At 63.0% G+C, this 19,817-nt stretch carries 13 protein-coding genes and 1 tRNA gene; 12 read left to right on the top strand and 2 right to left on the bottom strand.

Translation table 11 applies throughout. The features are described 5' to 3' along the window. Positions 1-1,171: YXWGXW repeat-containing protein (locus H8A95_RS32935; RefSeq protein ID WP_476727257.1), on the bottom strand; the 1,171-nt coding region annotated here is incomplete at its 3' end. A gap of 228 nt (positions 1,172-1,399) precedes the next feature. Here H8A95_RS32935 and H8A95_RS44240 point away from each other — a divergent pair. The 10 genes from H8A95_RS44240 (at position 1,400) to H8A95_RS32885 (ending at position 17,218) form a co-directional block, all read left to right on the top strand. After that, a complete protein-coding gene (locus tag H8A95_RS44240) occupies positions 1,400-2,326 on the top strand; it encodes a glycoside hydrolase (RefSeq protein ID WP_229186967.1) in 927 nt (308 codons plus the stop codon). 108 nt (positions 2,327-2,434) lie between these two features. Next, on the top strand, positions 2,435-3,253 hold the full coding sequence (locus H8A95_RS32925; protein ID WP_229186966.1) for an RICIN domain-containing protein: 819 nt from the start codon (positions 2,435-2,437) through the stop codon (positions 3,251-3,253). A gap of 645 nt (positions 3,254-3,898) precedes the next feature. Further along, positions 3,899-5,542, top strand: coding sequence for a hypothetical protein (locus H8A95_RS32920; RefSeq protein ID WP_229186965.1), 1,644 nt, complete (start codon positions 3,899-3,901; stop codon positions 5,540-5,542). Between the two features lie 72 nt (positions 5,543-5,614). Next, the gene (locus tag H8A95_RS32915) at positions 5,615-7,816 is read left to right on the top strand and encodes an AAA family ATPase (protein WP_229186964.1); all 2,202 of its coding nucleotides are present in this window, start codon (positions 5,615-5,617) and stop codon (positions 7,814-7,816) included. Further along, a complete protein-coding gene (locus H8A95_RS32910; RefSeq protein ID WP_229186963.1) occupies positions 7,797-8,594 on the top strand; it encodes a hypothetical protein in 798 nt (265 codons plus the stop codon). The genes H8A95_RS32915 and H8A95_RS32910 overlap by 20 nt, the downstream gene beginning before the upstream one ends. 297 nt (positions 8,595-8,891) lie before the next feature. Further along, positions 8,892-9,704 (top strand): pentapeptide repeat-containing protein, encoded by an 813-nt coding sequence (locus tag H8A95_RS32905; protein ID WP_229186962.1) that lies wholly within the window; start codon positions 8,892-8,894, stop codon positions 9,702-9,704. A gap of 85 nt (positions 9,705-9,789) precedes the next feature. Beyond that, on the top strand, positions 9,790-10,209 hold the full coding sequence (locus tag H8A95_RS32900; protein ID WP_229186961.1) for a CBS domain-containing protein: 420 nt from the start codon (positions 9,790-9,792) through the stop codon (positions 10,207-10,209). Between the two features lie 343 nt (positions 10,210-10,552). Next, the gene (locus H8A95_RS32895) at positions 10,553-15,376 is read left to right on the top strand and encodes an NAD-glutamate dehydrogenase (RefSeq protein ID WP_229186960.1); all 4,824 of its coding nucleotides are present in this window, start codon (positions 10,553-10,555) and stop codon (positions 15,374-15,376) included. A gap of 71 nt (positions 15,377-15,447) precedes the next feature. After that, positions 15,448-15,768 carry a hypothetical protein gene (locus tag H8A95_RS32890; RefSeq protein WP_229186959.1) on the top strand — a complete coding sequence of 107 codons (321 nt, stop codon included), beginning with the start codon at positions 15,448-15,450 and terminating at the stop codon, positions 15,766-15,768. 400 nt (positions 15,769-16,168) lie between these two features. Beyond that, positions 16,169-17,218 carry a linear amide C-N hydrolase gene (locus tag H8A95_RS32885; RefSeq protein WP_420839487.1) on the top strand — a complete coding sequence of 350 codons (1,050 nt, stop codon included), beginning with the start codon at positions 16,169-16,171 and terminating at the stop codon, positions 17,216-17,218. 74 nt (positions 17,219-17,292) lie between these two features. Here H8A95_RS32885 and H8A95_RS32880 read toward each other — a convergent pair. Continuing rightward, positions 17,293-17,369 (bottom strand) — tRNA-Arg (locus H8A95_RS32880). Between the two features lie 128 nt (positions 17,370-17,497). On the opposite strand from H8A95_RS32880, the gene H8A95_RS32875 reads away from it, so the two are divergent. Further along, the gene (locus H8A95_RS32875; RefSeq protein ID WP_229186957.1) at positions 17,498-18,577 is read left to right on the top strand and encodes an LLM class flavin-dependent oxidoreductase; all 1,080 of its coding nucleotides are present in this window, start codon (positions 17,498-17,500) and stop codon (positions 18,575-18,577) included. A gap of 102 nt (positions 18,578-18,679) precedes the next feature. Next, a complete protein-coding gene (locus H8A95_RS32870) occupies positions 18,680-19,720 on the top strand; it encodes an alpha/beta fold hydrolase (RefSeq protein ID WP_229186956.1) in 1,041 nt (346 codons plus the stop codon). Positions 19,721-19,817: the final 97 nt, after the last annotated feature.

Here is a 19,817-nt window from a genome sequence, read left to right as displayed (position 1 = left end):
CGACGTGCGGCGCCGGCGGACGCGCGGCCGGATGCGGCGCAGGCGGTGCATGCTGTACGGTTTGCGGCCTCGGCGCATGCACGGCTGGCGCTGCGACGTGCTGCGCCGGGGCGGGATGGTTCACGGCGACAGGCGGAGTGTGTCTCGTCGGCAGTGCGTGTGTAGCCGGCGTAGCGCTTGCCGCAGGCAAGGCGTGTCCCGTTGTCGACGCGTGTGCCGGCGGTAGCGCGCTTCCGGTGGGCAGCGCGTGCCCTGTCGTCGTTGTCTGTGCAGGCGGCAGCGCGCTTCCGGAAGGCAGTGCGTGTGTTGTCGACGGTGCGTGCGTTGGCGGCAGAGCGTTTCCGGTCGGCAAAGCATGTCCTGGCGGCACGGCATTTCCCGTCGGCAGAGCGTGTCCTGTCGTGGCTGGCGGATGATGGGGCGGCGGCGCCGCGACCGGCTTGCCCGGGTGCGCGGCGATCACCCCCGCACCACTGAACCGTGCCGCGTGCGCGGTCGCGGCGATTGCCGGATGACCATGGTTGTTGGCGAGCGTCAGCGCCGGATCCTTCATCGCCGCTTCCGCGTGCCGCGTCTGCTCGGCGGTCGCAGCCACATGGTGCTCGTTCGCGGCGGCGACCTGCTGCGGCGTCGGCCTCACCGTGGTGCCGCCGGTGCCGCCATTGTAGCTGACGTTGGTCGTGTTGTTGATGACGGTCTTGTTGTAGACGTTGGTGACCGAGACATTCGAGATGTTGTTGACGGAGCTGTTGTAGAAGAAGTTGCCGCCGCGCCAGTAACCGCCCTCATAGCCGACGCCGGTGTAGCCGAAGCCATAAGAGATGCCGCCGTAGAAGCCGACGGTCGCCCCCCAATAGCCGGCGTGGAACCCATAGACGCCATCGTTCCAGCCCCAGTAGCTGGGTGTCCATAGCAATGCAGGTGCGGGCGGAAGCACCCACGTGCCGGGAACCCAATAGTAACCGATATCGTCGCTCCACGCCCAATAGCCGGGAGTCCAGATGTAGCCGTCACCTGGGATCGGCGGCTGCTCGTAGACAGGCAAGGGCGGTGGTGCTGCATCGACGCTGATGCCGATACCGATGGCGAGCTGCGCGCGTGCAGCGTTGGGCGGTGAGAGAGAGCAGAGGCTGAGAGCAAGAGCGAAAGGCAGTCCAGCGATGCGGCGCATGGCACATACTCCAATCTTCTTCCCCCAGCGTTGGAGTGAATAGTGGCGGCGACATGAACCCGTTGTGAATGTTTGTGCTGACTCCGTGATTTCGAGATCGCGCGTCGACGGAATCGTTAACGACAGCGAATGCGAGTCAGCTCGGTGTCAGGATGGAACGCGATCATGTGGGTTCAATGTTGGAATAGCATGAGCCGAGTGGCTCGAACGAAAACAGGAGAATGCCGCGTGCTTGCTTCTCGCTCTGCACTGGTGGGCTTTGCCGCGCTGTGTTCGATCGGCTGCGGCCCCAGGGCTGTCGCCCTGGATCGTGAGGGCTCCATCGCGAACGCGCCTGAGGCTGCGATCAATAGAGGACAGGTCAGTGCACACACCTCTCATTCCTTTCGAGGCTGGGGGATGTCGTTGGCCTGGGAAGCCAACGATCTTTACGGCGGCGGACGTCAAGCCACGAAGATCGGAGATGCTGCGTTGCAAGGCGCGTACATGGACCTGCTGTTTGGTGATTTCGCAGCCCGTCTGACGCTGGGATTCAACATCGCACGCTACGATATCGGCGGCGGCGACGATCCCGGCCATGTCCACATGCGTCCGGATGCACAGATGGAGGGATATCAATCCGGTCCGGGTGCAGCGTTCGACTGGAACCGCGACGCCGCCCAGCGGCGCATGCTGCAGGAGGCGAAAAAACGCGGAGCGGACATATTTGAAGCGGCCTCCTACTCGCCGCCATACTGGATGACGGCAAGCGGATGCTCCGCCGGCAGCAAGCAGCGGCAACAGGACAATCTTCGTCCGGAGATGAGGGAGAGCTTCGTCGATTATCTGGCGACGGTGGTAAAGCATTTCCGCGATGCCGAGGGCATCAGGTTCGAGAGCGTGGAGCCCTTCAACGAGCCGGACGGAAATTGGGGTGCCGGGGGCACGCAGGAAGGATATTCCGCTCCGATCGCCGCGCAAAATGCCGTGCTGCCGATGCTGAAAGCCCGGCTGCACCGTAATGGCCTGGAGACCTTCGTCGCCGGTGTGGACACGAACAACATCTCCGCTGCGATCAGCGATGCAGATCACCTCGATGCGGCGTCGCTGGCCGCGATCGGTCGGTTCGACACCCACGACTATCATCACGATGTCGGCGATCTTGCCAGGCTGTAGCAGTTCAGGCTTCTCGCCGAGAAGCTTCACAAGCCGGTCTGGATGAGTGAGTTGGGCTGCTGCTTTGCCGACCAGAAGGAAAAGGGCGAGATGTGGGGAGCCCTGTTCATGGCGGATGCGATCCGCATGGACCTGCGCGATCTGGGCGCGGAGGCCTGGCTGCTGTGGCAGCCGGACTGGGAAGTGATCGGATTCGATGCGCACGGAGGGCCACCGCTTCTGAAGAAGCAATATTATGTGTTGGCGCAGTACAGCCGCTTCGTCCGTCCGGGCTTTCAGATCGTGTCGGCGGGCGGCGCCTCCAATACGCTCGCGGCCTACTCGCCTGCATCGAAACGTCTCGTTCTGGTGACGACCAGTTGGGAGGCCGGCGAGGATGATCTCGACCTGACGGCCTTCGCCGGTTTACCGGCCACAGTCACGGCCTACCGCACGACGTCGGATGCGCAGACAAACCTGCGCGAGGAGAGGATCGCTCTCTCCAGCGAAAGGCACATCGTCAACGCCTCGCCGGCGCGTTCCATCACGACCTACGTGGTCGATGGCGTGACGGCGCGATCCGATGTGCCGGTCGACAAGATCCAGGGCGTGCACAAGCTCGTTTCCCAGGCAACGCGTCTTTGCCTGAATGTCGCGGCCAACGCGACAAGCTCGGGAACTGCGATCATTCCATTTTCGTGCGGCGCATACAGCAACGAGGAGTTCAATGTCGTCGACAGGGGCGGAGGCTTCTATTCGATCCACACGGTCAACGCGCTCGCCGGATTGTGCCTCAACATATCGAACGGCACGACGTCTCCCGGCGACGGCAGGACACGCGGCGGTCCGGGGAATCTGATTCAGTGGAGCTGCGGAGATGGTCGTCTGCCCGAGAACGAATTTTCCGGATCGAGACCGCGACGCCCGGCACCTACCGCATCAAGGTGAGGAGCTCCGGGCTTTGCCTCGAGGATCCCGGCACGGGCGGCACCCTGCGCCAGAACCGCTGCGACGCAGCGGCCACCAACCAGAGATTCTCTCTGGTCGACTGAGTACCAGCGCTCCGCAGCGGTAGCTTGGCATGTCATTCAATATGCTATTGAAATAATTGAATAATACGCTGTCCCGGCAACAATCGGATCGGGAGCGGCGGGATTTCCTGCCCCCGATACCGCGACGCGACAACGCTGCGTTCAAATCGTCGTGCGAACCTTGCGGGCATCAACCGAAGGGCGCATCTGGTGCGACTAATAGAATGACGTCTTGCTCGATCAGGACCCGGCCCGCCCCCCAACTAAGGTTCAATCGAACCGGGCCGACCGCGAAGCCGACGAAACAGCACAGGGAAGTAAACCAATGAGCTTCTTTCCGAGCTGAAACCCTCCGCAAATGCAGAACGATGGATAAAGAATGTCGCGACTTCGTGCGCGAATTAATGCCCCCTGTGGTTGTGCGACGGAGAAGTCGCATCTAGTTTCCGCACCGGCCGGATTTCTCATGTTAGCCCCCGACGATATTTCCCGCGACGCGGTCTGAACGGCTGCGCCGCCCATGCGGCTCCCTTTCGGAGCCGCCACACCAGGAGATGACTGCATGTCTACCTCTGCATCCCCGAAACTCGCGGAATCAACGGCGCTCAACGAAGCCGTCAAGGCGCGGATGGCGCCGAAACAGGCGACGCAGGCGGCGCCCGTCGACATCACCGCCAATCCGGTGGCGAAGATCGTCTTCAATCCCGAAGCCACGCCTGAGGAGCGCAGCCGTCAGGTCGGAGCCCTGCTCTCGCCTGATCTCGCCGAGGATTGCAAGGCGTCGATCAAGCAGCTCGAGACCTACAAGGAATATCTGGCGCAGCAGCGCACGCTGATGCAGCGCAAGCTGATCGAGCTGTCGTCGACGACGGTGTTCGCCAAGATGAAGCAGACATTTGCCGACATGAACAAGGGCGTTCTCGACTTCCGCGAGATGATCCGGCCGCTGGTCGACAATCTGGATGCGCTCTACACGCTGCGCACTGCCGGCGACAATGTGGTGCTGGATACTTTCGCGGAGATCGAGGACGATCGCAAGCGCGAGGCCGATTGGGACCGCCGTACGTCGGAGGTCGAATCCGAAGCGCGGCAAATCAACTCCGACAAGGACATGCTGGATCGCGATATCGCCCAGCTGAAGACCCAGACCGGCCTGTTCGGCGGCATCAAGAAATCGGCGCAGGCCGAAATCGCCGCCAAGGAACTCCTGATCGCGAAGCGGATGGAGGGCCTGAAGAGCTGCCGCGACAAGGCGCAGGCGATCATCACCGAAAAAGCCGAGAACGACGCCAAGCAGGGCAAGTTCAAGGCCGAGAAGGACCAGGTCCGCAAGATGCTCGACATCTCCGGTCCCGAACACGTCAAGCGCGTCGAGGGCATCATCAAGGCGGCGCTCGGCTATATCGACAAGTCGCAGGTCACAGTCTCGGAGCTGCGCGACGAACTCGGAGGGATCGAGGGCCAAGCCGACAAGCTCGTCAAGATCAACTCGCAGATGATCACGGTGGTCGCGATTCTCGACAAGGGCATCGACCTCGCCAGCACGGCGAACAAGGATAAGGTGCAGGCGCTGTCGACCGCAAAGGATGGCGAGGATACGCTTGCCCGTCTCGAGCGGGAGCGCAAGAAGAACGATTTCGAACGCCACGTCACCGCCCTGCTGGACAGCGGGCGCGGCACCAAGAAGACCGTGGCCGATCTCGAGAAGGACGCGGTCGACGCCAACACCTTCCACGACGCCCTCGGCAAGCAGAATGTCAATCTGCGCGAGCTCTCCAGCGACGGCATCGCGAGTGTCGCCACCAGCCTGAACACCACCATCCAGGCGCTGAACAACTCGGCGCTCAACGAGGCCTCGGAGAGCGTGCGCGATTCGATGCGGGCGATGAATGCGGTGACCGACGACGTCGCCAACAAGGAGGTCATCCGCCAGGCGTTGCAGGTCGACGAGGCATCCAAGCGGATCATGGAGAAGATCGAGTCGATGTCGAACATCGCCGAATCGCTGCAGGCCGCCAACAAGCTGCGGGAAGACGGGCTCTCCAATATCCAGAGCCGGCTCGGCGAGCTCAGCGACGTCACCGCGACCGTGCGTGCGCGGTTGCAGGAGAGCATCGGCATGGACGCCAAGGATTCCGGCGCGTCGGCCGCCTCGGCCGCGCCGAAGCCGGTCGACGACAAGGAGATTACGTTCGGGCAGATCTGAGGCCCGCCTGCCGGACCGGCACTGCCGGTCCGGCCTTCCCCACTTGCACGCCTGACCGATGGAAATCCCCAAATGGCCGACAACTTCCTGATCACCGGCAGCGACGAGCTCGCCAAGCGGAAGAACTTCAAGCTGGTTGGCTGCGCGGAGAAGTTCGAGGAATTGTGCACCATCCTGACGCGGATGGAAGCCAACAGCGTGATCGTCTCCGGCCCGAGCGGCGTCGGCATCACCACGCTGGCGCTGGCGCTGCAGGCCCGCAAGGCGGACCCCGACGCGCCGTTCGACATCGTCAACAAGCGGCTGTTCTGGCTCGACACTGACGGCCTGTTCGGCCTCGGCGACAACGAGGCCATCGTCAAGCAGTTCAAGACGATCTTTGCGACCCTGAACCGCACCCCCGACAGCGTCCTGATCGTCGAGGATACGCTCGATCTGATCGATGCGCTGCGCAACAGCGGGCTGATGCACATCGTCAACGCGTTGACGGCGATGGTGAAGGCGAAGAAGACGCAGGTCTTCCTCGAGGTGCGCGAGGCCGACCTGACGCAGGTTCTCAAGTGTCATTCCGATTTCCGCGATCACTTCACGCTGATGGATCTGACAGAGCCGGTCGGCGCTGAACTGGAGGAGATCGCGCTGCACGGCGCCAAGGACCTCGAGGAGAACTACGGGGTCCGGATCGATCCGGCGGCGGTCAAGGCGGCCATCGACATGTCGAGCAAGTACCGGTCGCTCGACACCGGCCTCTCCGCGGCGCAGCCCGCGCGCACCCGCACCCTGCTCGATCGCGGCATGGCGCGCTATCTGCTGCGGGCGCATTCGACCCCGCCGCTGCTCGCAGAGCTCGAGGCACAGCTCACGCGTCTCACGGCCGCCGGGCCGGGCTCCGGAAACGAGGAAAAGTCCGCCAGCGTGCGCGCCGCCATCGCCCGCCACAAGGCCGAGTTCGCCGAATACCAGGCCAGGATCAAGGGCTACTACGCGGCGCAACGCGAGGGCGAGAAGTCGATCGCGCACATGGAGGCGCAGTTGCGCGGGCTCGAGGAAGAGGAGAAGAAGCGGCACCTCGACGAACCCGCCGGCAAGGCCTCCGGCGGCGACGCGGACTTCGATTTGATCGCCAGGGCGTCCGGCTATGCGACGCCCGAGATTCTCAAGCTGCGCGGCGAGATCGCGCAGACCCAGGCGGCCGTCGACGAAAATCGTGTGAAATACAAGGCCGTCACCAAGGAGATCAACGACCGGCTGCTGTTCACCGCGGATATGGTGATCGACGAATTTTCGCTGATCTCCGGGATCGATGCCTCCAAGCTCAAGCAGAATGACGCCGTCAAGCTGCTCAATCTCCACGGCTCGCTGAAGCGGCGCGTGTTCGGTCAGGACGAGGTGCTCGATCATGTCGATCGGGCGGTCAAGGTCTGGCGGCGCGGGCGGCGCACCGACAGGCCGCTGCCGTTCCTGTTCTGCGGCGCCAGCGGCGTCGGCAAGACCGAGGTCTCCAAGGGGTTGGCGGAGGCGCTGTTCGATACCGACAAGGCGCTGAACCGCTACGACATGGGCGAGTTCATGGAGAAGAACGACGTCACCAAGCTGATCGGCGCGCCTCCGGGCTATGACGGCTTCGCCGCGGGCGGCGAGATGACCAACTCGGTCCGCGCCAATCCGTATCAGGTCATGCTGTGGGACGAGATCGAGAAGGCTCATCCCGACATCTTCAACATCTGCCTCAACATCCTCGACGACGGCCGGTGCCGCGACAATCTGGGCCGCAAGGTCGAGTTCGGCGACGTGGTGATGCCGATGACCACCAACATCGGCGCGGATCACGCGCTGCGGGTCGGCACCGGTCCCGGGGACCTCAGCCAGGAAGAGGCCTACGAACTCACCATCCGCGATCTGAAGAAGTCCTTCCGAACGGAATTCCTGAACCGCTTCGAGGGCCGCGAGAACATCATCCTGTTCCACAAGCTCAACATGGAGACGATCGAGAAGATCGTGTTCCGCGAAATCTCGCGCATCAACGCCTTCTACGCGGCGCAATCGATCGAGGTGCGCTTCCCGGAAGTGCAGCTGCGCGAGTTCTGCGACAAGACCTATTCGCCCGAGATCGGAGCGCGCGGTCTGCCGGGCCGTATCAAGCGCATCGAGGCCCTGATCGTCGAGAAAACCATGGCGGACGCCGCCTTCGGCGGCACGCTCGACATCGGCTTCGATGCCAAGAGCCGCAATTTCACGTCGAACTGGATCCCCCATGACAGAAAAGCCGCATGACGACGCCAACGCGTTGCTGGACGGCATCGACAAGACGCTGTCCGACTTCAAAACCAAGGCCTACGAGGCCAAGAAGTCTTACGACCAGTCGGAGATCGGACGCGCCCACCGCGAGCTGAGCATGCTCGGCCGGTTCTGGTCGCAGTTCGTCCGCTCCTGCGGGTGGATCTACCTGCAGCTGATCGCGCCGGTCACCTGGCGGCTGTACCGCTTCGTGCGATGGCTATTCGCCCGCTACCGCGCGCTGTGGGCGCGCTGCGTCTACGCCAAGGACGCCTATGGCGATCCGGAATTCAGCAAGGCGCGCGGCGGAATCATGATCCTCGCGACGATCGTCGCCTGCTACGTCCTCTATAGCGCGGCGATGGTCGCCGCGACCCTGCCCTGGTACCTTGCCACCGTGCAGCGCGACGAGCAGCTCTATCTTTCCAATTCCCAGAACCTCTCCAGCTCGCAAACCGAGGGCCTGGAAGTCCACGAGGTCTACGGTTGCGAGACGCTGCCCTGCACCGAGCAGAACACGGTGACCTTCCGGGTGCGTTCGACCTGGTTCAACGAAATCTGGAGCGTCCTCCACCATGGCTCGCTGTTCTATCCCGGTTACGTCGCAGCTGCCGTCAGCCCTGTGCTGAACCGCTGTGTCATCACCTCCTACGGTGTCCGCCGGAAATTCCTGGTGCGATCATGGGAGCTCTATCCCGACCTCGTTCAGGTCGAATGCATGCCGACCGGCGCTGGCGAGGACAGCAAGGTGATCAACAACAAGGACTATCGCTAGGTCCGCGCCAATAGGGGCGGCCCATGCAGCGGTGGCTATGCATCTTGATGTTGGTCGCGCAACGCGATTAAGGCCCAGACTACAGCGGCGCAGAATCGCGATCAAACAGACGTGCGATTCGCCAATTGTCTCAGGGCACGGGCTGGGGTTCTGTACCTCCAATCGAGGCTCCTTCGCATGAAACGAGCATTGCCAGGATTGTGATCCGGTTTCATACTCTGGCGCCGGAAGCACATCTCCACGGCGCGGCCGGCGCGAAGATGCGAGAAGCGATACCTTAGAAGCGGAAAGACGGCGATGCGGCTTCGTCTCGCGTTTGCTTTTGTATCGATGGCGGCGCTGCTCGTTGATCCGATTGCCGCCATGTCGCAAGACATGTTGAGCAGCGTCGACCTCGATAGTCCGGAAATGACGACGTCGGAGATGACGCGCGCCGAGGTCGACGCGCTCCTCAAGGCCGCGCCTCAAGGAGACCGACACACCGTGGATTTGGAGGGAAAGCGACTGTCGCGCCTCGATCTCTCGGGCCTCGACTTCTCCGGCGGCAACCTTCATCTCGTCAAGCTCAACCGGACCAATCTGAAAGCTGCGCGCTTCGATCGGACCGTGCTGAACCAGGCGTGGCTCATCGACGCAGATCTGACGGGGGCGTCCTTCGTCAAGGCATCGCTGCTCGGCACGCAGATGCAGCGCGCCAAGCTTGGCGGCGCCGATTTGAGCGGCGCTCGCATCACAGCCGATCTATCCGGTGCCAGCCTGATCGGCGCCAGGCTCGCCGGTGCGGATTTGAGCGCCGATATGCGCAACCAATCGATGGGCCTGATGCGGGGCGTGCTCAAATCCGCCGATCTCCGGAATGCGGATCTGAGCGGCGCCAATCTCGCGCGCGCCGATCTCGAATTCGCGCAGTTGCAGAACGCGAACCTGGCGAACTGCAACCTCAACAAGGCTGACCTTGCGGGAGCCGACCTCTCCGGCGCCAATCTCGCCGGCGTCGATTTCACCGAGACCGACCTTGCGTCGGCCGTCTTGCCGAGCGCGGCCGCGCTGGCAGAGGCCCGTAACCTGGACAAGGCCAGGAACTTGAGCCTGGCGCGACGGCCAAATTGACCAAGGCGCAGTACGCATGCGGTCACACTCGATCTGTTGTATAGTTGCCGGCGAGGGGGCTGCTGCCTTGCAAGGGAGGTCCTCCATGAAGGTCAAGGACGTGATGCACAAGGGTGTCGATTGGGTCAGCCCCGATACCCCGATCACTGAAGTCGCAAAATTGATGCAAGGGCACGATGTCGGTTGCATTCCGATCGGACAAGACGATCGTCTGATCGGGATGGTGACGGATCGCGACCTCGTCTGTAAAGGTCTTGCGAGCAAGGACTTCAACTCCGCGCGCACCACGGCGCGCGATGTGATGACCGAAGGCATCCACTGCTGCCGGGAAGACGACGATCTGGCGAAAGCGGTGCATCACATGGAAACGCTGAAGATCCGCAGGCTGCCTGTAATCAACAAGAGCAAGCGAATGGTCGGCATGGTCAGCCTGGGGGATGTGGGCCACTTTGCCGGTGCCGATCTCATGTCCGAATACATGAAGAGCGTGTCGGCTCATCATTGAGGCGAGGCCGGTCTGCCGGAAACCGGCAGACCGGCCGGCACCATTGGCCGGACAACGGGCGGGCAGGAAAAAAGAAGTGGCACACCATTCAGGACAACCAACGAGCACATATATAATTGAAATTACATGTGATTTCCTATCCTAAGCGTTCGATCGCCGTCGGTGCCGACTTCGGTCCCACCCGCTGTCTTTGGGAAATTCAGCACGCTTCACGACAGCGTCCACCTTTCGCTGCGGGATCGTGTATTGTCATCGGAAGCCGTCGAAGCTTCGATACCGGGCTCGAAGGGATGCACTCCAGAATCAAGCTGATGATCGCGGCTGCGATCGGACGGCACGGCAAATGGAGGACATAATGGCGTGGCGCGACGACAAGGCCCGGGCAACCCTGATCCGCGACGCAGCGGGCAGCGTGCCAGCGGGCAAGAGCCCCCGGGCCTTTGCCGAGCCGTTGTTCGGCTACACCAACATCGAGGATCTCGCCAATTACGATGCCGCCTCGCTTGCGCTCCTGGCGGAGCAGGCTTGGGAGCACGTCCAGCGGCGCACGGCCGGCAGCGCCGATATCCGCGTCGTCAACCCCACATTGCCGAACGGGCGCGAGATTTCCGTGCTCGAAATTCTCAACGACAATATGCCTTTCCTGTTCGATTCCACCATGGCGGAGCTCGCCGAGCAGGGCATCGAAGTCAGCCTCGTTGCTCACCCGATCATCGCCGTGGATCGCGATGATGATGGCAAGCTGCTGCGGTTCTACGGGGAAGCTTTGCCGGAGGGAGCCAAGGGCGCGCGCGAAAGCTTGATTCATTTCCACATCACCCGCCTGGACGCCGATGCCGATCGCCAGAAGCTGATCGACGGCCTGACCAGAACGTTGAGCGATGTCCGCGCCTGCGTCGCGGACTGGCGCGGCATGCGTGACCGCGTCGAGGAAGCGATCAAGACGTTCTCTTCAAATCCGCCGCCGCTGCCGATCGACGAGGTCGCCGAAGCCAATCAGTTCCTGCAATGGCTCTGCGCGGACAATTTCACGTTCCTCGGCGTGCGCGAGTATCGCTTCTCGCCCGATAGCGAAGCGTCGGACGACATCACTACCGGCGAAGGCCTCGGAATCCTGCGCGATCCGGACGTGAAGGTTCTGCGCCGCGGCAACGATATGGTGGTGATGTCGCCGGAAATTCGGGAGTTCATGCACGAGCCGACCCTGCTGATCGTCATCAAGGCCAATGTCAGCAGCCGCGTCCATCGCCGCATCCGGATGGATTATGTAGGCATCAAGCTCTATTCGCCCGACGGCCGGCTCGAAGGCGAACTGCGCGTCGTCGGCCTCTTCACCTCGGGCGCCTACACCCGCTCGGCACGGCAGATCCCCTATGTGCGCCTCAAGATTTCGCGGGTGCTGCAGCGCGCGGGCTTCGATCCGAACGGCCATTCCGGCAAGGCGCTCATGCATATTCTCGAAGATTATCCGCGTGACGACTTGTTCCAGATCGACGTCGACACACTCTACAATTTCGTCATCGAGATCCTGCTCCTCTACGAGCGCCCGCGCGTCCGGGCGCTGGTGCGGGTGGACAAGTTCGATCGCTTCGTCTCCATCCTCACCTTCATTCCGCGCGACAAATACGACACCGACGTCCGCACGCGCGTCGGAGCCTTCCTGTCGCAAGTCTTCAAGGGGACCCTGTCCGCTTCCTACGTATCATTCCCTGAAGGCGCGCTTGCGCGCGTCCACTTCATCGTCGGGCGCTATGAAGGCAAAACGCCCGTCGTCGACCACGCCACGCTAGAAGCCGGGATCGGCGCCATTGCCGCGACCTGGGCTGACAAGCTGAAGGCAGCGCTCACCGCGTCGACCGACGGCATGCGAGCACGCATGATCGCCAACCGGTATGCACGGGCCTTTAGCGGCGGGTATACCGAGGTTTTCACCGCGGAGCAGGCGATTGCCGATATCGCGACCATCGAAAGGTTGACGCCCGCCCGCCCGGTGACGATCTCGGTTTACCGCGTCGAAGGCGACGATCCGAAGCGCTTCGGCCTGAAAGTGTTTTCGGACGCCGCCCCCCTGTCGTTGTCCTACCGCGTGCCGGTAATCGAAAATCACGGCCTGCGCGTTGTCAACGAACGCACCTATCAGATCGTGCCCGGTAACAGGCCGGAGCCGGTCTGGCTGCACGACATGACGATCGAGACCAGCGACGACCAGCCCATCGAGATCACCCCGGAATTCAGCCATCGGCTGGAAGCCTCGATCATGGCGGTGGTCGCCGATCGCGCCGAATCCGACGGATACAATGGCTTGATCCTGCGCACCGCCCTGGGCTGGCGCGAGGTCTCGACCATCCGGGCGATGTCCCGCTATTTGCACCAGATCCGCGCTCCGTTCACCCAGGACTACATGTGGGAGACCTTGCGCAAGAACGCCGCGATCACAGCCACCCTGGTCGCGCTGTTCCGGACCCGCCTCGATCCGCGCCTCATCTTGACAGATGCCGAGCGCGCGGCACGCGAGACGGCTTTGCTTGCCGAGATCGAGGAGCAGCTCAAATCCGTCGCCTCGCTCGATGAAGACCGCATTCTGCGCCGCTTCACCAATCTGGTGCAGGCGACCGTTCGCACCAATCTGTGGCAGATCGGCGAGAACGGACATCCGCGCCCGGTGATCTCCTTCAAGTTCGAGGCGCGCCGGATCGATGACTTGCCCGCTCCACGGCCTCTCTACGAGATCTTCGTCTATTCTCCTCGTGTCGAAGGTATTCATCTGCGCTTCGGCAAGGTTGCGCGCGGCGGCTTGCGCTGGTCCGACCGGCCGCAGGATTTCCGCACCGAGATCCTCGGCCTGGTGAAGGCGCAGCAGGTCAAGAACGCCGTGATCGTGCCGGTCGGCGCCAAGGGCGGCTTCGTACCCAAGCGCCTGCCGCCACCTTCCAATCGCGACGCCTGGCTCGCGGAGGGCACCGAAGCCTATCGCATCTTCGTTCGCTCGCTGCTCGAACTCACCGACAATCTCGACGGTGACATCGTCGTGCCGCCCGAATCCACCGTGCGTTACGACGGCGATGACCCCTACCTCGTCGTTGCTGCCGACAAGGGCACTGCCACCTTCTCCGACGTCGCCAACGCGATCTCGGCCGAGAAGAACCACTGGCTCGGCGATGCCTTCGCATCCGGTGGCAGCCAGGGCTACGATCACAAGAAGATGGGGATCACAGCGCGCGGCGCCTGGGAGGCGGTCAAGCGTCACTTCCGCGAGCTCGGTACCGACATTCAGACCATGCCGTTCACCGCGGTCGGCGTGGGCGACATGTCGGGTGACGTCTTCGGCAATGGTATGCTGCTCTCGCCGGCGACAAGGCTTGTGGCGGCTTTCGATCATCGCGACATCTTCATCGATCCTTCGCCCGATCCATTGACCAGCTTCGCCGAGCGCAAGCGGCTGTTCGATCTGCCGCGATCGAGCTGGCAGGACTACAACAAGTCGCTGATCTCGCAGGGCGGCGGCGTGTTCTCGCGCTCGCTCAAGGCGATTCCGCTCGCGCCGGAAGTGCGCGCGCTGCTCGATCTCGACAAGCCACAAGCCACGCCTTTCGAGGTCATGACGGCGATCCTGAAGGCTCGCGCGGACCTCCTGTGGTTTGGCGGCATCGGCACCTATGTCCGCTCCTCCGCGGAAACCGACGATCAGGCCGGGGACCGCGCCAACGATCCGATCCGCATCGCGGGCGGCGACGTGCGCGCCCGGGTGATCGGCGAAGGGGCCAACCTCGGCGTTACCCAGCGCGGCCGCGTCGAAGCGGCGCAGAAGGGCGTCAAGCTCAACACCGATGCCATCGACAATTCGGCCGGCGTGAACACGTCCGATGTCGAGGTCAATATCAAGGTCGCGCTGGCGCGCCCCGAGCGCGAGGGACGCCTCAGTCCGGCTGACCGCAACAGCCTGCTTGCCGCGATGACCGAGGAGGTCGGCGCCCTGGTGCTGCGTAACAACTATCTGCAGACGCTGGCGCTCTCGCTGGCCGAGCGCAAGGGTGTGGCAGAGACCGGCTTCCTTACTCGCCTGATGCAGTCGCTCGAACTACGCGGCTTGCTCAGCCGCGCGGTGGAGTTCCTGCCCGACGACGCCGCGCTCACCGAGCGCACACGGCGCGGCCAGTTCCTGACGCGGCCCGAGCTTGCCGTGTTGCTCGCCTACGCCAAGCTGACCCTCTACGATGACCTGCTCGTCACCGGCGTGCCCGATGATCCCTATCTTGCCCGCGAACTATCTCAGTATTTTCCGCGCGAGATTCAGGACAAATTCCCGAGCGCGGCCGAATTGCATCGGCTGCGGCGGGAGATCATCGCGACCAGTCTCGCCAATGCGGTGATCAATCGCGGTGGCCCGGCCTGTGTGGTGCGCCTGATCGACGAGACCGACGCCGATGTCCCGACCATCGTCATGGCCTATGTGGCGGTCGATGAATGCTACGGACTGAAGTGGCTCAATGACGCGATCGATGCACTCGACGCCTGCGTCGATGGGCAGTTGCAGCTGTCTCTCTACGCTTCAGTGCAGGACCTCCTGCTCTCCCGCATGGTCTGGTACGTGCGCAATGTCGATTTCAAGGACGGACTGGAGGCCGTCGTCGCGCGCTTCGGCCCGGCTATCCGCCAGATCGTCGCCGGGCTCGACACCGCCCTGCCGCCGGACTTGCAAGCAGCGCGCGTCAAGCGGCGGCAGGAACTCGCCGACGCCGGTGTCCCGGCCGGCCTCGCCGGCGAGCTCGCCGATCTCGACGCTCTGGACTCGGCACCCGACATCGTGACGGTTGCCGAGCGCACCACGCGCCCTATCGGCGATGCCGCCGCGACCTTCTACGCCGCCGAGGCGAATTTCCGTCTCGACCGCATCATCGCCGCCGCTCGCAAGGTGCCGGCCAACGATTATTTCGAACGCATGGCCATTGACCGCGCCGTTGAGCAGATCGCTGGCGCTGAAAGGAGACTGGCCGCGGACATGCTCGCAACCGGCCAGTCTGGCCAGGAGGCCGTCGAGACCTGGCTCGCGGCTCACCCCGAAGTGACGCGTATCCGCCGCTCAGTCGAGGAGATCGCTGCCAGTGGCATGACCCTCGCCAAGCTGACGGTGGCGGCGAACCTGCTCGGGGACCTGGTCAGAGCCTGAGAGCGTGCGAGGCAGCGATGTGAGAAGCGCAATGCTTGCGCAAGTTGATAGCCGGCGAATGGAGGAATCCAATGATCCACGCCACTTGCCATACCGCGGACAACGTCCGCTGCATCGAGTTCGATGCCACACCCTGGTTCAACGAGGCTGACGCTCCGAGCATTATCGATTTGGCTCAACGAGGATGGACCAGCACCGCAATTGCAGATTCCCTCGAGCACCGACAAGGGTACGAACGCTTGCACGATCTCGTTGAGTATGCGGCGAAGCGACTGCAATTGGAGTCTCTGGAGGATCCAACCTGGGAAACTTTCGAGTGCGTCGTCGATGAACCCGAGGCTGTCGCCTGGCTCGAGAAGAACCGTCCCAACGTTGCGGCAAGAATCCAGTAAGCCGAGGGAAGCGAAGCAAAGGCCACAATTGATTGGCGACACCGCGAGCGAAGCGAAAATGGCGCGCCACGGCCGATGAAGATGGGCACTACTCGTTCGCCGTGGCGCTATGATGCTGTGGCGGATTATACGCTCCAACCGGCTAACCTGCGATGGCCTGCGATCTTGCGCTACGCTTCACAGGCAACTGTTACGCAATTCCGAAGATTCGTTCCTTTTCACTCAGCTACAGAGTGTGCCACCAAGGTTGACTCTTAGAGTTGCCTAGCTAAATTGCGATCGCTTTGGGGTTGTGCGCTTGGGCGCCTCAATCGATGCGCGATGGCGCGTCGACTCGCGACGATGTTTCGTCGCCCAAATCGTGCCGGAGGCCACCATGGCTCTCAAACCTTCTACGCGCATGCGCACTCTCGTAATCGCGCTGGTCGGCGCGCTTGCTGCCTCGTCGTCGATCGCGCTTGGATGCACCAGGCTGGTCTATCTCGGCGCAAACGGGCAGGTGGTCACGGCACGATCGATGGATTGGAGAAGCGACGTCGCAACGAACCTCTGGATATTTCCAAGAGGCATGAAGCGCAACGGCGAGGTCGGCCCCAATTCGGTTCAATGGACGTCAAAATATGGCAGCGTGATCGCGTCGGGATATGACATTGCGACGACGGATGGGCTGAACGAAGCGGGGTTGGTGGCCAATGTGCTTTGGCTCGTGGAGTCCGAATATCCAAAATTCGATTCCAGCAGGCCGGGCCTGACCATTGCCGCCTGGGCGCAGTACGTGCTTGATAATTTCCGGACGGTCCGGGAAGCCGTCGACGCCCTTCAGGAGGAGCCTTTCACCATTGTCACCGACAATGTGCCCGGCGAGAAGCGCTTGGCGACCCTGCATCTCTCGATCTCGGACGCAACCGGCGACAGCGCCATCGTCGAGTATATCGGCGGCAAGCAGGTCATTCACCACGACCGCAAGTATCAGGTGATGACGAATTCGCCGATATTCGATGAGCAGTTGGCGCTCAACGCATACTGGAAGCAGATTGGCGGCACCGCGATGCTGCCGGGCACCAACCGGGCCGCGGACCGCTTCGCGCGCGCGTCCTTCTATGTCAACGCGATCCCGAAGGACGAAGACCCCAACCGAGCCGTGGCCAGCGTCTTCAGCGTGATCCGGAACGCCTCCGTTCCGTTTGGGATAACCACCCAGAACGAGCCCAACATTTCATCCACGCGATGGCGCACCGTCGCCGATCATCAACGCAAGCTCTATTTTTTCGAGTCGGTGCTAACCCCGAATGTCTTCTGGGTCGATCTCAGGACGATCGACTTTTCGCTGGAGACCGGCAAGGTGAAGAAACTCGATCTTGGCCCCGATCAGGCGCGCACATTCTCGGGAGATGCCACGAAAAGCTTCCAGGAGGCCGAGCCGTTCAAGTTCCTGGGATTGCCGATGTGAGGGATCTCTCATGGCGCACGGCAGAACGGACCATGGCTGAATCGTCACCGGCTGACGATCCGCAAGGAGATGAATGGCGCACCCGACACGATTCGAACGTGTGACCTTTGCCTTCGGAGGGCAACGCTCTATCCAGCTGAGCTACGGGTGCGTGCAGCCACCATTTAGCTGATTGGCTCCGGGTCGGCAACGGCGTTGTCCGGCCGGTGAAGGGCTGTAAACTGCCTGCGCCAATATGACAGGCCACGAAAAAAGGCCGTCTTTCGAGGGAGTTTGCCCATGCGTCCGCTGGAATTCGGCTGGTATCTGCCCACGCATGGCGACACCACGGCCTATGGGCTGATGGAGGCGCAAATCGCCGGCTCACCGGAACTCTGCGAGCGCGTGGTCAAGGCGGCCGAGGACGCCTCCTTTGAGTATCTCCTGATTCCGGTCGGCTCGGTGTGCTGGGAGGCCTGGATCGCCGGCGCCTTCATGGCCGCGCGCTCCAGCCGGATCAAGCCGCTGATCGCGGCAAGGCCCGGCTACATCAACCCGGTGCTCATGGCCAAGATGATCTCGACCTTCGACCAGATGTCGGGCGGGCGGATCTGCATCAACCTGATCGCGGGCCAGAACGAGAGCGAGGTCGAGGCCGAGGGCGTGCGCTATGCCAAGGAGGAGCGTTACGCGCTGATGGAGGAGGAGGTCTCGATCCTGAAGGCGCTGTGGACCACACGTGGCCCGGTGCATTTCGAAGGCAAGTTTCACACGATATCGGGTGCGCATATCAGGCCGCGTCCGTTGCAGCAGCCGTTCCCGAAATTCTATCTCGGCGGCGGCTCGCGGCAGGCCTGGGAGGTGTCGGCGAAGCATTCCGACGTTCATCTGTTCTGGGGAGATCTGCCGGAGCGCATCGCTGACAATATCGCCGAGATCCGCAAAATGGCGCGGGCGCATGACCGCGACGATGCGATCGGCTTCGGCATGCGGCTGCAGGTGATCTGCCGCGAGAACGAGGCGGATGCCTGGGAGGCGGCCGACCAGCTGGTGCGCCACGCCACCGACCGGCAGAAGCAGGAGATGAAGACGCTCTATGTCAGGTCGGAGGCCAACCAGCGCGTGCAGCAGCTCGCGCGCGATTACGGCGACCTCCTGATGCCGCATCTGTGGACCGGGATCACCAAGGTGCGGCCCGGCGCCGGCATCGCGGTGGTCGGCAATCCCGAGCAATGCGCCGCGACCTTGCAGCAGTTCATCGACGCCGGCTGCCACTCCTTCTGCCTGTCCGGCTATCTGCACGACGAGGAGGCCGAGCGGTTCGGCCGCCTGGTCCGCCCGATCCTCGCCGCGAACAATCGCGGGCGGCTCGGCGCGTGATGCGCGGTATCGAAGCTTTCCGAAAATTCATGGGTGAACCGGCGTCGGACGCGTCATGATCCGGCCGGAATCGCGACCTCGCGGCACAATGGAGATTGAACCATGCATCACCGAGCCTGGCTCGCGGCCTTGGCGCTGTTCGCCGTAACGGCCGCTCACGCGCCGGTCGCCTCGGCAACGCAGGCGCAGATCGGGCGCGACAAGAAGCCGGTCAAGGAAATCGCCGGCGGGCGGATTGCCGTCGGCAGCGCGGTGTTTCCGCTTTATCTCTCGGCGGAATGGTCCAATCCGATGCCCGATATCAGCCGCGCGGTGCTGGTGCTGCACGGGGTGCTGCGCAACGCCGACGATTATTTCCGCGCGGCGCTGAGTGCGCAGGCCGCGGCCGGCGATACCGGCAAGAGCACGCTGATGATCGCGCCGCAATTCCTGATCGAGCCTGACGTCGAGGCGTTCAAGCTGCCGGCGGAGACGCTGCGCTGGAGCCTCTATGGCTGGCAGGGAGGCGAACCCGCGATCGCGCCCGGCCCGGCGAGCTCATTCGAGGCACTCGACGCCATCCTGGCCAAGCTCGGCGACCGCAAGCTGTTCCCGAACCTGAAGCAGGTCGTGGTGTTCGGCCATTCCGGCGGCGGCCAGGTGGTGCAGCGCTATGCGATTGCGGTGAAGGGCGACCAAGTGCTGCTGCGCGAGGGCATCGGCGTGCGCTACGTGGTCGCCAATCCCTCCTCCTATGCGTATTTCACCAAGGAGCGGCCGGAGCCCGCGATCGCGGCGACGTGCGAAGGCTTTAACAGCTGGAAGTTCGGCATGGACGACCGTCCGCCCTATCTCGCCGCGCCGCCGCCAACTGCGCTGGAGCAGGCCTATGTCGCGCGCCGCGTGATCTATCTGCTCGGCACGCTCGACACCAATCCCGATCATCCCGCGCTCGACAAATCCTGCATGGCGGAAGCCGAAGGGCCGTATCGTTACGCGCGCGGGCACTCTTATGTTGCCGCGATGCAGGCCCGCGACGGCGGCACGCCGAACCACAGCGTGTGGGATGTGCCCGGCGTCGGCCACGAGGGCGGCAAGATGCTCAACTCGCCCTGCGGCCTGACTGCCGTGTTCGATATTCCCGGCTGCGAGGCGGCGCGTTAAAGGATCGTGACGTTACCTCGCTAGAGCGACGGACTCCACTTTACCTCGCCCCGCGCGCGCGGGGAGAGGTCGGAACGCATCGTTAGATGCGTTCCGG

Origin of the sequence: Bradyrhizobium oropedii, from assembly GCF_020889685.1 — a bacterium.
Taxonomy (GTDB): domain Bacteria; phylum Pseudomonadota; class Alphaproteobacteria; order Rhizobiales; family Xanthobacteraceae; genus Bradyrhizobium; species Bradyrhizobium oropedii.
The sequence above is the reverse complement of the archived record's forward strand: the minus strand, read 5'-3'. Positions and strand labels throughout refer to the sequence as shown.